14 protein-coding genes are annotated in these 13,286 nt (G+C 65.3%); 12 read left to right on the top strand and 2 right to left on the bottom strand.

Going from position 1 to position 13,286, the window contains the following annotated elements; all coding sequences use genetic code 11:
• Positions 1-49: 49 nt before the first annotated feature.
• Positions 50-2,032: an acetate--CoA ligase gene (acs, locus tag SB786_RS28210; protein ID WP_410730351.1), complete on the bottom strand. Its 1,983-nt coding sequence runs from the start codon at positions 2,030-2,032 to the stop codon at positions 50-52.
• 325 nt (positions 2,033-2,357) lie between these two features.
• Between acs and SB786_RS28205 the strand changes: the two genes are divergently transcribed.
• The 9 genes from SB786_RS28205 to SB786_RS28165 all read left to right on the top strand — a co-directional run bounded on the left by SB786_RS28205 (position 2,358) and on the right by SB786_RS28165 (position 9,666).
• Entirely contained in the window at positions 2,358-3,266 is a 909-nt protein-coding gene (locus tag SB786_RS28205; protein ID WP_410730350.1) for a DMT family transporter, read from the top strand.
• 113 nt (positions 3,267-3,379) lie between these two features.
• Positions 3,380-3,985: a TIGR00645 family protein gene (locus tag SB786_RS28200; protein WP_410730349.1), complete on the top strand. Its 606-nt coding sequence runs from the start codon at positions 3,380-3,382 to the stop codon at positions 3,983-3,985.
• Positions 3,986-4,019: 34 nt separating this feature from the next.
• On the top strand, positions 4,020-5,543 hold the full coding sequence (locus SB786_RS28195) for a fumarate hydratase (RefSeq protein ID WP_006762441.1): 1,524 nt from the start codon (positions 4,020-4,022) through the stop codon (positions 5,541-5,543).
• Positions 5,544-5,737: 194 nt separating this feature from the next.
• Positions 5,738-6,214, top strand: a complete 477-nt coding sequence (gene bfr / locus SB786_RS28190; protein ID WP_047898567.1) for a bacterioferritin — start codon at positions 5,738-5,740, stop codon at positions 6,212-6,214.
• Between the two features lie 45 nt (positions 6,215-6,259).
• Positions 6,260-7,123 carry a glutamate racemase gene (gene murI / locus SB786_RS28185; protein ID WP_410730348.1) on the top strand — a complete coding sequence of 288 codons (864 nt, stop codon included), beginning with the start codon at positions 6,260-6,262 and terminating at the stop codon, positions 7,121-7,123.
• Between the two features lie 149 nt (positions 7,124-7,272).
• Complete coding sequence (locus SB786_RS28180; protein ID WP_006755389.1) at positions 7,273-7,509, top strand: bacterioferritin-associated ferredoxin; 237 nt, start codon at positions 7,273-7,275, stop codon at positions 7,507-7,509.
• Between the two features lie 217 nt (positions 7,510-7,726).
• Entirely contained in the window at positions 7,727-8,458 is a 732-nt protein-coding gene (locus SB786_RS28175) for an energy transducer TonB (RefSeq protein ID WP_410730347.1), read from the top strand.
• Between the two features lie 34 nt (positions 8,459-8,492).
• A complete protein-coding gene (locus SB786_RS28170; protein ID WP_006760854.1) occupies positions 8,493-9,224 on the top strand; it encodes a MotA/TolQ/ExbB proton channel family protein in 732 nt (243 codons plus the stop codon).
• A 13-nt stretch (positions 9,225-9,237) separates the two neighbouring features.
• Positions 9,238-9,666 carry an ExbD/TolR family protein gene (locus SB786_RS28165; RefSeq protein ID WP_041491221.1) on the top strand — a complete coding sequence of 143 codons (429 nt, stop codon included), beginning with the start codon at positions 9,238-9,240 and terminating at the stop codon, positions 9,664-9,666.
• Positions 9,667-10,116: 450 nt separating this feature from the next.
• On the opposite strand, the gene SB786_RS28160 is transcribed toward SB786_RS28165, so the two are convergent.
• The gene (locus SB786_RS28160) at positions 10,117-11,094 is read right to left on the bottom strand and encodes a LysR family transcriptional regulator (protein WP_410730346.1); all 978 of its coding nucleotides are present in this window, start codon (positions 11,092-11,094) and stop codon (positions 10,117-10,119) included.
• 122 nt (positions 11,095-11,216) lie between these two features.
• Between SB786_RS28160 and SB786_RS28155 the strand changes: the two genes are divergently transcribed.
• From SB786_RS28155 to hemP, 3 genes are all read left to right on the top strand, one after another.
• Complete coding sequence (locus SB786_RS28155) at positions 11,217-12,089, top strand: pirin family protein (protein WP_410730345.1); 873 nt, start codon at positions 11,217-11,219, stop codon at positions 12,087-12,089.
• Positions 12,090-12,188: 99 nt separating this feature from the next.
• Positions 12,189-12,671 (top strand): SRPBCC family protein, encoded by a 483-nt coding sequence (locus SB786_RS28150; RefSeq protein ID WP_410730344.1) that lies wholly within the window; start codon positions 12,189-12,191, stop codon positions 12,669-12,671.
• A gap of 138 nt (positions 12,672-12,809) precedes the next feature.
• Positions 12,810-13,055 carry a hemin uptake protein HemP gene (gene hemP, locus SB786_RS28145; RefSeq protein WP_410730343.1) on the top strand — a complete coding sequence of 82 codons (246 nt, stop codon included), beginning with the start codon at positions 12,810-12,812 and terminating at the stop codon, positions 13,053-13,055.
• Positions 13,056-13,286 lie beyond the last annotated feature (231 nt).

Genomic DNA, 13,286 nt, shown 5'->3' with positions numbered 1-13,286 from the left:
GGGATTGCCGCGCGGGGGCTCGTGCGCACGACGCGCGCAACAGGTGCGATCAGCGCACTTCGGCGAGTTGATCGAGGATCGCCGGATTCTCGAGCGTGGACGTGTCCTGCGTGATCGCCTCGCCCTTCGCGAGCGAGCGCAGCAGGCGCCGCATGATCTTGCCCGAGCGCGTCTTCGGCAGGTTGTCGCCGAAGCGGATGTCCTTCGGCTTCGCGATCGGCCCGATCTGCTTGCCGACCCAGTCGCGCAATGTCTTCGCGAGCGCCGCCGCTTCCTCGCCTTCCGGACGCGAACGCTTGAGCACCACGAACGCGACCACCGCCTCGCCCGTCGTGTCGTCCGGACGGCCGACCACCGCCGCTTCCGCCACCAGCTCATGCGAGACCAGCGCCGACTCGATCTCCATCGTGCCGAGCCGGTGGCCCGACACGTTCAGCACGTCGTCGATGCGGCCCATGATCGTGAAGTAGCCGGTGTCCTTGTCGCGCACCGTGCCGTCGCCGGCCAGGTACAGCCGGCCGCCGAGCTCCTCCGGGTAGTAGCTCTTCCTGAACCGCTCCGGGTCGCCCCAGATCGTACGGATCATCGCCGGCCACGGCCGCTTGACGACCAGGATCCCGCCTTGCCCGTTCGGCACGTCCTGGCCGGTCTCGTCGACCACCGCGGCCATGATGCCCGGCAGCGGCAGCGTGCACGAACCCGGCACCGTCGGCGTCGCGCCCGGCAGCGGCGTGATCATGTGGCCGCCGGTTTCGGTCTGCCACCAGGTGTCGACGATCGGGCAGCGCTCCTGGCCGACGTGCTTGTGGTACCACATCCACGCTTCCGGATTGATCGGCTCGCCGACGGTGCCGATGATGCGCAGGCTCGACAGGTCGTAGCTCTTCGGGTGCACCTTGTCGTCGGCTTCGGCGGCCTTGATCAGCGAACGGATCGCGGTCGGCGCGGTGTAGAACACGGTGACCTTGTGATCGCCGATCATCTTCCAGAAGCGCCCGGCGTCCGGATAGGTCGGCACGCCCTCGAACACGACCTGCGTGCCGCCGCACGCGAGCGGGCCGTACGTGATGTACGTGTGGCCCGTGACCCAGCCGATGTCGGCGGTGCACCAGAACACGTCGGTGGGCTTCCAGTCGAAGGTCCACTTCATCGTCTGCGCGGCCCACAGCAGGTAGCCGCCGGTGCTGTGCTGCACGCCCTTCGGCTTGCCGGTCGAGCCCGACGTATACAGGATGAACAGCGGATGCTCGGCGCCGACCCACTCCGGCGCGCACGTATTGGACTCGGCGTCGGCGAGTTCGTGCATCCACAGGTCGCGCCCGGCGTGCCAGTCGAGCTTGCCGCCGGTGCGGCGATAGACGATCACGCTCTTCACCGCGTCGCAGCCGCCCATCGCGATCGCCTCGTCGGCGATGCTCTTGAGCGGCAGCGTCTTGCCGCCGCGCGCCTGTTCATCGGCGGTGATCAGCGCGACCGCGCCGACGTCGACGAGCCGCTCATTCAGCGATTTCGCGGAGAAGCCGCCGAACACGACCGAGTGCGTGGCGCCGATGCGTGCGCAGGCCTGCATCGCGACGATGCCTTCGATCGACATCGGCATGTAGATGACGACGCGGTCTCCCTTCGCGATCCCGCGTTTCTTCAGCGCATTCGCGAAGCGCGACACGCGGCCGAGGAGATCGGCGTAGGTGACGCGCGTGACGGTGCCGTCGTCGGCCTCGAAGATCACCGCGACGCGCTCGCCGTTGCCGGCTTCGACGTGACGGTCGAGGCAGTTGTACGACGCGTTGAGTTCGCCGTCGTCGAACCACTTGTAGAACGGTGCGTCGCGCTCGTCGAGCACCTTCGTGAACGGCTTGTGCCACGACAGGCCCTCGCGGGCGAGACGCGCCCAGAAGCCCTCGTAATCGCGCTCGGCTTCGGCGGCCAGCGCCTGGTAGGCCGGCATGCCGGAAATGGTTGCCGCCTTCGCGAGCGCCGCGGGCGGCGCAAACTGACGGGTTTCGTGAAGAACCGATTCAATCGCAGACATCGACTACCCCTTGGTGAACATGAATCCTCTGCATGGCGGCGCGATCGTGCGCGCCGCGTGTCTTGGCCGGCGCATACGCGCGCCGCTGTCTCCCACCACCTGCACGCGCCCCGAAGGCCACGCACGATGCTGCGCCGCACCACGTCACGCGACGGTGATCGTACGGCCCGGCGATTTCCACGATAAGCGCTCGAACTTACCCGTCACTTACGCGGCCTCGCCGTTTCGCACGCCGCCGCGCTACCGTCGGCGCTTGTCCGTCAGCTTTACGCTGTGACAACTGCGACCCTACAATCGTAACTGAACTCGCCCCCCGGACTCCAGCTTGAATCGCTACGCCCTCTTTCTCATTCTGTCGATGCTGTTTGTCGGCAGCAACGTCGGTATCGGTAAATCCATCGTCGTCTTCGTCCCGGTCGCCATCCTCGCCACGCTGCGCTTCGTGATCGCGATCGCCGTACTGTGGCCGCTGTTCAGTCCGATGAAGATGCGGGCGGTCCGGCGCGCGGAATGGCTGAACCTGTTCCTGCAGGCGTTCTTCGGCACCTTCATGTTCACGCTGCTGATGCTCAACGGCGTGCAGCGCACGAGCGCGGTCGCGGCCGGCGTGATCACCAGCACGATCCCCGCCATCGTCGCACTGTTCGCTTGGCTGATCCTGCGTGAAAAACCGAACGGCCGTGCGCTCGTGTCGATCGCGCTCGCGATCGTCGGCGTCGTGACGATCAATCTCGCGAATGGCGGCGCGTCCGCGCACGGCGCCGGCGGCGCCTCGTCCGGCTCGCTGACCGGCAACCTGCTGATCCTCGGCGCCGTCTGCTGCGAATCGATCTACGTGATCCTGTCGCGCCGCCTCACACAGACGCTCGCGCCGATCGACATCTGCGCGTACACGCACCTGTTCGGCCTGTTCCTGATGCTGCCGCTCGGCGCGACGGCGCTGTGGCATTTCGATTACGCGAGCGTACCGGCCGGTACGTGGGCGCTCGTCGTCTGGTACGGGCTGTCGGCCAGCATCTTCTCGTTCTGGCTGTGGATGAAGGGCATCCGGCACGTGCCGGGCAGCCTCGCCGGCGTGTTCAGCGCGGTGCTGCCGCTCGCGGCCGCCGCGTACGGCATCGCGTTCCTCGGCGAACGCCCGACGCTCGCACACGGCCTCGCGCTCGCGTGCGTCGTCACCGGCATCGTGCTCGCCAGCCTGCGCGTGAAACGCGCGCCGGCCGCCGCCTCCTGATCCGTCCCCGGCTCTCCCGGCGCGTCGCTGCAGTCGCGCCGGCCAACGCGTTACAATAGCGCGCCTTTTCAAGATCACCCCCGATACCTGCGCACAGCGCCCGCACCCCCATCATGTCTGCCCCGCACTCGCCCGGCTCCGCCCGTCGTTCTCTGCGCCCCCTTCCCGCGCTGATCTTCATGAGCCGCTGGCTCCAGGTTCCGCTTTATCTGGGCCTGATCGTCGCGCAGGCCGTCTATGTATTCCTGTTCCTGAAGGAAGTCTGGCACCTGCTGTCGCACGCGAGCAGCCTCGACGAGGTCAGCGTGATGCTCGCGGTGCTCGGCCTGATCGACGTCGTGATGATCTCGAACCTGCTGATCATGGTGATCGTGGGCGGCTACGAAACGTTCGTGTCGCGCCTCGGCATCGAGGGCCATCCCGACGAGCCCGAATGGCTCGACCACGTGAACGCGGGCGTGCTGAAGGTGAAGCTGTCGATGGCGCTGATCAGCATTTCGTCGATTCACCTGCTGAAGACCTTCATCAACCCGGACCAGCACACGACGCACGCGATCATGTGGCAGGTGATCATCCACGTGTCGTTCCTCGTATCGGCGCTCGTGATGGCGTGGGTCGACCGCCTGACGACCCATACGCACCCGGCCCATTTCCACGAGACGCACGCGCCCGCCGTGGCCGCATCCCGCAAGCCGGCCGAAGCAGCCGTCAACGCATAAACGCATTCCCCACTGTCCCCACAGAGTCTCAGCCATGACCGTCATCAAACAGGAAGACCTGATCCAGAGCATCGCGGATTCGCTGCAGTACATCAGCTACTACCACCCGCTCGACTACATCCAGGCCCTCGGCCGCGCGTACGAGCTGGAAGAGAGCCCGGCCGCGAAGGACGCGATCGCGCAAATCCTCACGAACAGCCGCATGTGCGCGGAAGGCAAACGGCCGATCTGCCAGGACACCGGCATCGTCACGATCTTCGTGAAGGTCGGCATGGACGTGCGCTGGGACGGCGCGACGATGGGCCTCACCGACATGATCAACGAAGGCGTGCGCCGTGGTTACACGCACCCGGACAACGTGCTGCGCGCATCGATCGTCAACCCGCCGGAAGGCGCCCGCAAGAACACGAAGGACAACACGCCGGCCGTGATCCACTACGAGATCGTGCCGGGCGACAAGGTCGACGTGCAGGTCGCGGCGAAGGGCGGCGGCTCGGAGAACAAGTCGAAGTTCGTGATGCTGAACCCGTCGGATTCGATCGTCGACTGGGTGCTGAAGACGGTCCCGACGATGGGCGCCGGCTGGTGCCCGCCGGGCATGCTCGGGATCGGCATCGGCGGCACCGCTGAAAAGGCGATGCTGATGGCGAAGGAATCGCTGATGGAGCCGATCGACATTCAGGAAATCATCGCGCGCGGTCCGAAGGACTGGGTCGAGGAGCTGCGCGTCGAGCTGCACGAGAAAGTCAACGCGCTCGGCATCGGCGCGCAAGGCCTCGGCGGCCTCGCGACCGTGCTCGACGTGAAGATCATGGCCGCTCCGACGCACGCGGCGTCGAAGCCGGTCGCGCTGATCCCGAACTGCGCGGCCACGCGCCACGCGCACTTCGTGCTCGACGGCTCGGGTCCGGCCAAGCTCGAAGCGCCGTCGCTCGACGCCTGGCCGAAGGTCCAGTGGGAACCGAACACGGAAACCAGCAAGCGCGTCGACCTGAACACGCTGACGCCGGAAGAAGTCGCGAGCTGGGCGCCGGGCCAGACGCTGCTGCTGTCGGGCAAGATGCTCACGGGCCGCGACGCCGCGCACAAGCGCATCGCCGACATGCTCGCGAAGGGCGAGAAGCTGCCGGTCGACTTCACGAACCGCGTGATCTACTACGTCGGTCCGGTCGATCCGGTGCGTGACGAAGTGGTTGGCCCGGCAGGCCCGACGACGGCCACGCGGATGGACAAGTTCACCGAGACGATGCTCGCTCAGACGGGTCTGATCTCGATGGTCGGCAAGGCCGAACGCGGCCCGGTCGCGATCGACGCGATCAAGAAGCACAAGGCGGCCTACCTGATGGCGGTCGGCGGTGCGGCGTACCTCGTGTCGAAGGCGATCCGCGGCGCGAAGGTGCTCGCATTCGAAGATCTCGGCATGGAAGCGATCTACGAGTTCGACGTGCAGGACATGCCGGTGACGGTGGCCGTCGATTCGTCGGGCACGTCGGTGCACCAGACCGGTCCGAAGGAGTGGCAGGCGAAGATCGGCAAGATCCCGGTCGCAACCGCTTAAGCGCGATCGAACGAAAGGCCGGACGGGGAGTCCGGCCTTTTTACTTCCCATTCTCATTATCGCGCGCGGCCCGTTACGCAAGGCTGATTCTCATTACACGCAAAAGGCAGGCCCGACAAGGCTTCGAGGCTTGGCTTTTCTCGTTCGAGCGATTATCGTTCGGTTTCTGAAGCCCCACTGAACAAGGAATAGCCATGCAAGGCGACAAGAAAGTCATCGAATACCTGAACGCCCAACTGAAGAACGAACTCACGGCGATCAACCAGTACTTCCTGCATGCGCGCATGTACAAGCACTGGGGCCTCGACAAGCTCGGCAAACACGAATACGACGAATCGATCGGCGAAATGAAGCACGCCGACTGGCTGATCGAGCGCGTGTTCATGCTCGACGGCCTGCCGAACCTGCAGGACCTGCACAAGCTGCTCGTCGGCGAGGAAACCGAAGAGATCCTGAAGTGCGACCTGAAGCTCGAGCAGATCTCGCAGACCACGTGCAAGGAAGCGATCGCCTACTGCGAATCGGTGCGTGACTACGTGTCGCGCGAGATCTTCGAAAAGATTCTCGACGACACCGAAGAGCACATCGACTGGCTGGAAACGCAGATCGACCTGATCGGCAAGGTCGGCCTGCAGAACTACCAGCAGACGATGATGGGTTCGCCCGAGTAACGCCACCACGGCCACCACCGCCACGCTCGCCACCTCGCCGTTCGCATGACGATGACGCACCAGCCAGCCGCTTCCGGGGTCCGCCCCGCCGCCCCCGTCGGGATCTTCGATTCGGGGCTCGGCGGCCTGTCGGTACTGCGCGCCGTGCGCGCGCACCTGCCTGGCGAGTCGTTCGTCTACGTCGCCGATTCGCACCACGCGCCGTACGGGCCGCGCGACGAGGCGTTCATTACGGAACGCACGCTGGCCATCGGCGAGTGGCTCGCCCGCGAAGGGGCGAAAGCGCTCGTGATCGCGTGCAACACGGCGACGGCGCGAGCGATCGCGGCCATCCGCGAACGCCTGTCGATACCGCTCGTCGGTGTCGAACCGGGCATCAAACCGGCGGCCGCGCTGTCCACGACCGGCGTCGCGGGCGTCCTCGCGACGCAGTCGACGCTGAACAGCCCGCGCTTCCAGGCGCTGCTCGACCGCTACGGCGCCGGCCGCCGCTTCATCTGCCAGCCGGGCCACGGGCTCGTCGAAGCGATCGAGCGCGGCGACACGAATTCGCCCGCATTGCGCACATTGCTCGAGCGTTATCTGCAACCGATGCTCGACGACGGTGCCGATACGCTGGTGCTCGGCTGCACGCACTATCCATTTTTCACAGAAACGATTCGTGACCTTGTTGGCGACCGCCTGACGATCGTCGACACGAGCGATGCCATCGCGCGCCAGCTCGCGCGGGTGCTCGACGAACGCGGCCTGCGCGCGCCGGCCGGCACGCGTGCCGCGCCGCCGCGCTTTTGCTCGACGAGCGACGGCCTGCAACTGCGCGCCCTCGCCTCGACGCTGCTCGGCCTCGACGCGCCGGTCGAATCCGTCACCATTTCCTCGCCGAACGCGCCCGCCTGCGCGATCGCCTGACGTCGCGCCGGCACACTGCCGGCACGCCGCTCCTGCCGCCCCGCCGTTTCGAGGGTCTGATGGCCTTAAAAAAAGCCGAGCCCAGGCTTGTCAACACCCGCAAATTTAATGATAATAATTCGCATTACCGTTAGCTATCGCAACTCATCATGATCGTCTGCGTGTGCAAGTCTGTTTCGGATCGCAAGATTCGCGCGTCCCTCGCCGAGGGCGTGGGTTCCTTCGATGAACTCCAGTTCGAGCTCGGCGTGGCCACGTGCTGCGGCAAGTGCGAGGAGTCCGTACGCGACCTCATGGCCGAGCAAGGCGTCTGCGCGAGCCGGTGCGGCGTCGAGCATCACGCTCACCCGATCCCGGTCACGTTCTACGACCGCAAGGCTGCCTGAGCGGCGCCGAGCGTGCGCATGCGGCCCCGGCCGCGTTTTATGTCCGACCGTCAGCAAGCCATTTTCCGCGCGAGCCAGCGGCTTACCTGCCAAGGAGCCTGTCATGGAATTGCTGATCGGATTTGTGACCACCGTTTGCATCTCGCTGCTGATCTTCCGCAAGTAGTGCCGATTCACCCGCCGCGCCCCGGGTGCGACGTCGTTCTTTCAAGCTAACATGCAGGCTTCGCAATCCGCTCCTGCCGGCGTCTTGCCGGTTGTTCCACGTATGAATCCCCGGGTCATCACCGTCGCGGTCGGTGTGCTTGCCGCACACGCGATCATGCTGGCGGCCGCGTGGCTCCATCGCAACGCGCCGCCGCCGAAATCGGTCGAAGCCCAGTCGATCACCGCGCAGCTCATCACGCCTGCGCCGATCGCCCAGCAGGTCGCTGCCGAATCGATCCCGCAGCCCGCACCGCCGAAGCCCACCCCGCGCGTCAAACCGAAGGTCGAGCCGAAGCCGGTGCAGAAGGCGGCGAAGCCGGCGCCTCAGCCCGTTGCACAATCGCCCGCCCCATCGCCAACGCCCGCGCCGGCGGCCGACCCGACGCCGGCGCCTGCCGCGCCCGCAGCTGCGGCGCCGGCCGCAACGCCCGGCCCGGCTCGCGAAACGATGCAGGTCAGCGCGCCCAAGAACGTGCCGACGCTTCAATGCAACTTCGTGAAACCCGACTACCCGTCGATGTCGCGTCGCCGCGGCGAATCGGGCACCGCCTATATTCGCTTCGTCGTCGGCGTGACCGGCAAGATCGAAAGCATCGATCTGGAGAAGAGCAGCGGTTATCCGCGCCTCGACGATGCCGCACGCGACGCGATGCGCTCGACCACCTGCCGTCCGTATATCGAGAACGGCCAGGCCATCCGCGCCGCCCGCACACAGCCCTACAACTTCGGGCTCACCGACTAACCTGCCTCATCCGGAAGATTCAAAGGAAACAAAAATGCAAAGCTACGGTATCGCGCACGTCTGGGCGCAAGGTGATTTCGTCACGCGGGCCATTGCGATCACGCTGCTCGTGATGTCGGTCCTGTCGTGGATCGTGATCATCGTCAAGGGCTGGAACGTGATTCGCCTGAACCGCCTGACGAAGAACGCGGAACAGGCGTTCTGGCATTCGGACGACTTCGACGACGGCATCAAGAAGCTCGGTCTCACCGCATCGACGCCGAGCGACAACCCGTTCCTCGCGCTCGCGCTGTCGGGCAAGGAAGCCGCCGATCACCACCATCAGACGCAGCCGCACCTGCACGACCGCATGGACGTGTCCGACTGGGTCACGCGCTGCCTGAAGGACACGATGGACGAAGGCATCTCGCGCATGCAGGCCGGCCTCGCGATTCTCGCGTCGATCGGCAGCACGGCGCCGTTCGTCGGCCTGTTCGGCACGGTCTGGGGCATCTACCACGCACTGCTCGTGATCGGCGCGACCGGCCAGACGTCGATCGACCAGGTCGCGGGCCCGGTCGGCGAATCACTGATCATGACGGCCTTCGGCCTGTTCGTCGCGATTCCCGCCGTGCTCGGCTACAACGCACTGACCCGCGCGAACAAGGGTGTCGCCAGCAAGCTGCGCCGCTTCGCACACGGTCTGCATGCCTACTTCGTGACGGGCGCGCGGCTCGCGTCGTCGTCGCCCCGCGACGGCCTGCGTCTCGCGACGCGCGCCAGCTGAGACGAGGTGACCCATGGCAATGAACACCGGCTTCAGCGATGACGACGACGATGGCGTGATGAGCGAGATCAACATGACGCCGCTCGTCGACGTCATGCTCGTACTCCTGATCATCTTCCTCGTGACGATCCCGGCGATGCAGCACGCGGTGAAGATCGACCTGCCGCACGCGAGCAGCCAGCCCGTCGACGAAAAGCCGCAAACGGTCGACGTCGCGATCCAGGGCAACGGCACGATCCTGTGGAACGACCAGACGGTCACGCGCGAGCAGTTGCAGGCACACATCGCGGAAGCGGCACAGCATCAGCCGCAACCGGAGTTGCACCTGCGCGCCGATCGCAAGGTTGCCTATGAGCGCGTGGCGGAAGTGATGTCGGATGCGCAGGCCGGCGGCCTGACGAAGCTCGGCTTCGTGACGGAGCCGAGCGCGAAGGCGAAGTAACGCACGCGCATTTCGCGCGCCGCCGTTCGCCGTCGCCGCCCGCGTCTCGCCGGCCACACCTCGCCGGCCGCACCTCGCCGGCCGCACCTCGCCGGCCGCACCTCGCCGGCCGCACCTCGCCGGCCGCACCCAAAGTAAAAGGCCTTCATCGCCAGATGAAGGCCTTTTTTCATGCGCACGCGGGCGCCTTCGGGCGGCGGGCTCTTCGGCGGTATCGGTTGCGCCTCGAGCAACGCAATGCGGCTACCGTGGTCTGCACGGACTGCGCGTTCTGCCCTATCTGGCTCGCAATATATGCGGCCACCTGATTCCGCTCAGAACTTCCTTCGCGAAATGGGATTTCAATATAGGCCCGCGCGCGGATGCATTCAAGGCCCCGGCGATTGAAACTTGCGATTGCCGGCGGCGCTTCAATGACAAAACAAATTTGCCACGACGCGCATCTTGCATTCAGGTGGACGAAGCATTGGCCGCCGCGGCTTCCTTCTTCTCGCGCTCGGGGCAGCTCGGCTGCTTGTAGTCGCCGTGATCGAGCTTCTCGACCAGATAGTCGACGAACGCACGGACCGCGGGCGGCATCCCCTGCCGCGACACGAACACCGCGTAGAGTTGCGGCACCGGCAGCGTCCAGCCCGGCATCACCGGCGACAACTGTCCGGCGCGCAATGCATTGCCGTACATCATCTCCGGCAGCGCCGCGATGCCGAGGCCGTCGAGCACGGCCTCGCGGATCGTCATCAGGTCGGCCGTCACCAGCCTCGGGTCGTGCTCGTGCAAGTGACGCGTGCCATCCGGCGCGATCAGGTTGAACACGTGCCGCCCGTCGACGCTCGGCGTATCGAGCGTCTCGAAGCGAGCCAGATCGTCCGGCACGAGCGGCGGCGCATTCTGGCTCAGCAGGCTCGGCGCGCCGACCAGCATCTGCTCGGTCCGCCACAATGGCCGCACGACGATGTTCGCGTTCTGCGGCGGTTCCGAGCGCACGCGCAACGCGACATCGACCGAATCCTCGAACAGATCGATCACGCGGTTCGTCACCCGGATGTGCACCTTCACCTCGGGATAGCGGTGCAGGAATTCGGGCAGGATGCGCGACAACATCGTCTGCGACAGCGTAACAGGGACACTCACGCGCACCGAGCCGCGCGGCGACGAGCGCAACTGCTGCACGGCGTTCATCGCGGCCTGGGCTTCGGCGAGCATCGCCTGGCAATGCTGGTAGAACAGCTCCCCCGCCTCGGTCAGTGCAAGCTTGCGCGTCGAACGCTGCAGCAGGCGCACGCCGAGCGCCGCCTCGAGTTCGGTCAGGCGCCGCGACAGGCGCGATTTCGAGATACCCAGCACGCGCTCCGCAGCCGAGAACCCGCCGTGTTCGACGACCTGCGAAAAGTACATGAGGTCATTCAGGTTGTGTGCATCGATGTTCATTTCATCGTTCCAATTTCAGAACAATCCATTGCGAACCGCCGCAAATCAGACCGCAAAACGCCCAATATAATAGCGCTATGTTTCAAAAATAGCGCTATTCCAATGATTTCGAGGGCTTCCGCATGACGACCGCTCGCTCGCTTGACCGCACGTACCCCGCGCTTCGCACGACCGAAGGCGGCGGCTTCGTGGTTCACCGCCCGTTCCCGACCCGGCTGCTGATGGATTTCGATCCGTTCCTGCTGCTCGATGAAATGGGCCCCGTCGACTATGCCCCCGGCGAAGCCAGGGGCGCGCCCGACCATCCGCATCGCGGCTTCGAGACCGTCACCTACGTGCTCGACGGGCACTTTCGCCATCGCGACTCGGCCGGCCATGCCGGCACGCTCGGGCCCGGCGACGTGCAATGGATGACGGCCGGCGCGGGCGTCGTGCACAGCGAAATGCCGGATCCCGAATTCGCGCAGGCGGGCGGGCGCTCGCACGGCTTCCAGCTGTGGGTGAACCTGCCGCGCCGCGACAAGCTGATCGCACCGCGCTACCAGGAAATCTCGGCCGACCGCATCCCGAGCGCCACGTCGCCGGACGGCCGTGCGCAGGTGCGCGTGATCGCCGGCGAAGCGTTCGGTGTGCGTGCCGCGATCGAGACGCGCACGCCGATCCTCTACCAGCATTTCATGCTGCAACCGGGCGCAACGGTCACGCAGCCGGTGCCGGCAGGTTATCGCGTGTTCGCCTACCCGCTCGACGGAGTGGGCCGCTACGGGCCCGACAGGCAACGCGTCGACGCTCGGCACATGGTCGTCTACGGTGACGATGGCGACGCGGTGACGTTCGAAGCCGGCGATACGCCGCTCGACCTGCTGCTGATCGGTGGCGTCCCACTCAACGAGCCGATCGTCCGCTATGGTCCGTTCGTGATGAATACCGAGGAAGAGATCCGCCAGGCCGTCGTCGACTACCAGACGGGCCGCATGGGCCGCATCGAAGCGTGACGTGCAATCGGGGCCGCAACTGCCGCGAAACGGCTTGTTTTGCGTCACAATAACTTCTTGATCCATGTGGCTGCCCGCCACCAGAAGGAATCCGTCCCCTTGAACTTCGAACATCTGATCCAGATCAACTCCGACGATCCGGCCGTGCCGTCCCTTACCCGCGACCAGCTTTGGGAAGGCCTCGTGCTGCGCGCCGAACAGCCGCAGCTGTTCGTGATGGGTCTCGACAGCTGTGTCGTCCGCGAACGGACGGACACGACGCTCGAACGCGAGTTGCACTACGGGCATGCGATCGTGCGCGACCGCGTGACGTTCATCCCGAACCAGCAAGTGCGCTACGACATCCATGCGGCCGGCGGTGAAATCGGCGGCTCGCTGACGATGACGATCGAGGAGCGTGACGACCACGAGCTGTTTCTGCGTTTCGAATACCGCACGACGCTGACCGTCACGGACAACAGCGAGGAAGCGCGTCACACGCACGGTATCGTCAAGGAAGCGTATCGCACGTCCGACATCGACACGGTGCGCCTGATCCGCGAATACGCACAAGGGCGCCGAGACCCTGATCCGCTCCACTGACGTCGGCGGCGGCCTGCGGGCCGCCTCTTTGGCTCAAGCTATCGGGTTTGTTGCATCGATCGATAAAGAGTTTTTGTAAATGGGAATAGTTATCATTTAGAATTCATTCCATCGCATCGACTGTTACCGATCAACCGAATGACCGACACCACGCGCCCGACCACGCTGACCTTGCGCCGCACGACCGGCGCCGCAAGCGGCAACCGTCAGAAGACGGCAGCGGTCACGACGCCGGCGAAACCCGCCGGAAGCCGCGATGCCGGCACACGGACCCTCAGTAGCGATGCGCTGCTACAAGGTCATAGCCACATCAGCATCGCGCATAACGGAGAGACCTATCAGTTGCGGGCCACGCGGCTCGGCAAACTGATCCTGACGAAGTAACGACAGAGTATTGTGGGGACCACCTCCCTGAGAGGTGTTGGGCAGTAGCCAGCGTAACGGCTTGCACGCGAGATCTAGACCCCTTCGTGCAAATACACTCAAGCAGCCGTTGCAGCAAGCCAAGCCACTTTTTTGGTTCTCGCACAAGGCAGAAAAAAAGGTTCTTCACGGATTACCGGGATAGGCGGCCTTGATCTTGAGGAAGAAGTAAGCGCTGTCGCGGTAGCCGTA

Source organism: Burkholderia sp. SIMBA_062, assembly GCF_046534765.1.
In the GTDB taxonomy this organism is placed as follows: Bacteria; Pseudomonadota; Gammaproteobacteria; order Burkholderiales; family Burkholderiaceae; genus Burkholderia; species Burkholderia ambifaria.
Note: the sequence above shows the minus strand (reverse complement) of the source record. Positions and strands in the feature narration are given on the sequence as shown.

What these genes read in the sequence shown, in the direction of transcription:
- SB786_RS28160 (WP_410730346.1), bottom strand. Translation starts at nt 11,094, where the DNA reads ATGAACATCGATGCACACAACCTGAATGACCTCATGTACTTTTCGCAG.
- SB786_RS28155 (WP_410730345.1), top strand. Translation starts at nt 11,217, where the DNA reads ATGACGACCGCTCGCTCGCTTGACCGCACGTACCCCGCGCTTCGCACG.
- SB786_RS28175 (WP_410730347.1), top strand. Translation starts at nt 7,727, where the DNA reads ATGCAGGCTTCGCAATCCGCTCCTGCCGGCGTCTTGCCGGTTGTTCCA.
- SB786_RS28170 (WP_006760854.1), top strand. Translation starts at nt 8,493, where the DNA reads ATGCAAAGCTACGGTATCGCGCACGTCTGGGCGCAAGGTGATTTCGTC.
- murI (WP_410730348.1), top strand. Translation starts at nt 6,260, where the DNA reads ATGACGATGACGCACCAGCCAGCCGCTTCCGGGGTCCGCCCCGCCGCC.
- acs (WP_410730351.1), bottom strand. Translation starts at nt 2,032, where the DNA reads ATGTCTGCGATTGAATCGGTTCTTCACGAAACCCGTCAGTTTGCGCCG.
- hemP (WP_410730343.1), top strand. Translation starts at nt 12,810, where the DNA reads ATGACCGACACCACGCGCCCGACCACGCTGACCTTGCGCCGCACGACC.
- bfr (WP_047898567.1), top strand. Translation starts at nt 5,738, where the DNA reads ATGCAAGGCGACAAGAAAGTCATCGAATACCTGAACGCCCAACTGAAG.
- SB786_RS28180 (WP_006755389.1), top strand. Translation starts at nt 7,273, where the DNA reads ATGATCGTCTGCGTGTGCAAGTCTGTTTCGGATCGCAAGATTCGCGCG.
- SB786_RS28165 (WP_041491221.1), top strand. Translation starts at nt 9,238, where the DNA reads ATGGCAATGAACACCGGCTTCAGCGATGACGACGACGATGGCGTGATG.
- SB786_RS28195 (WP_006762441.1), top strand. Translation starts at nt 4,020, where the DNA reads ATGACCGTCATCAAACAGGAAGACCTGATCCAGAGCATCGCGGATTCG.
- SB786_RS28200 (WP_410730349.1), top strand. Translation starts at nt 3,380, where the DNA reads ATGTCTGCCCCGCACTCGCCCGGCTCCGCCCGTCGTTCTCTGCGCCCC.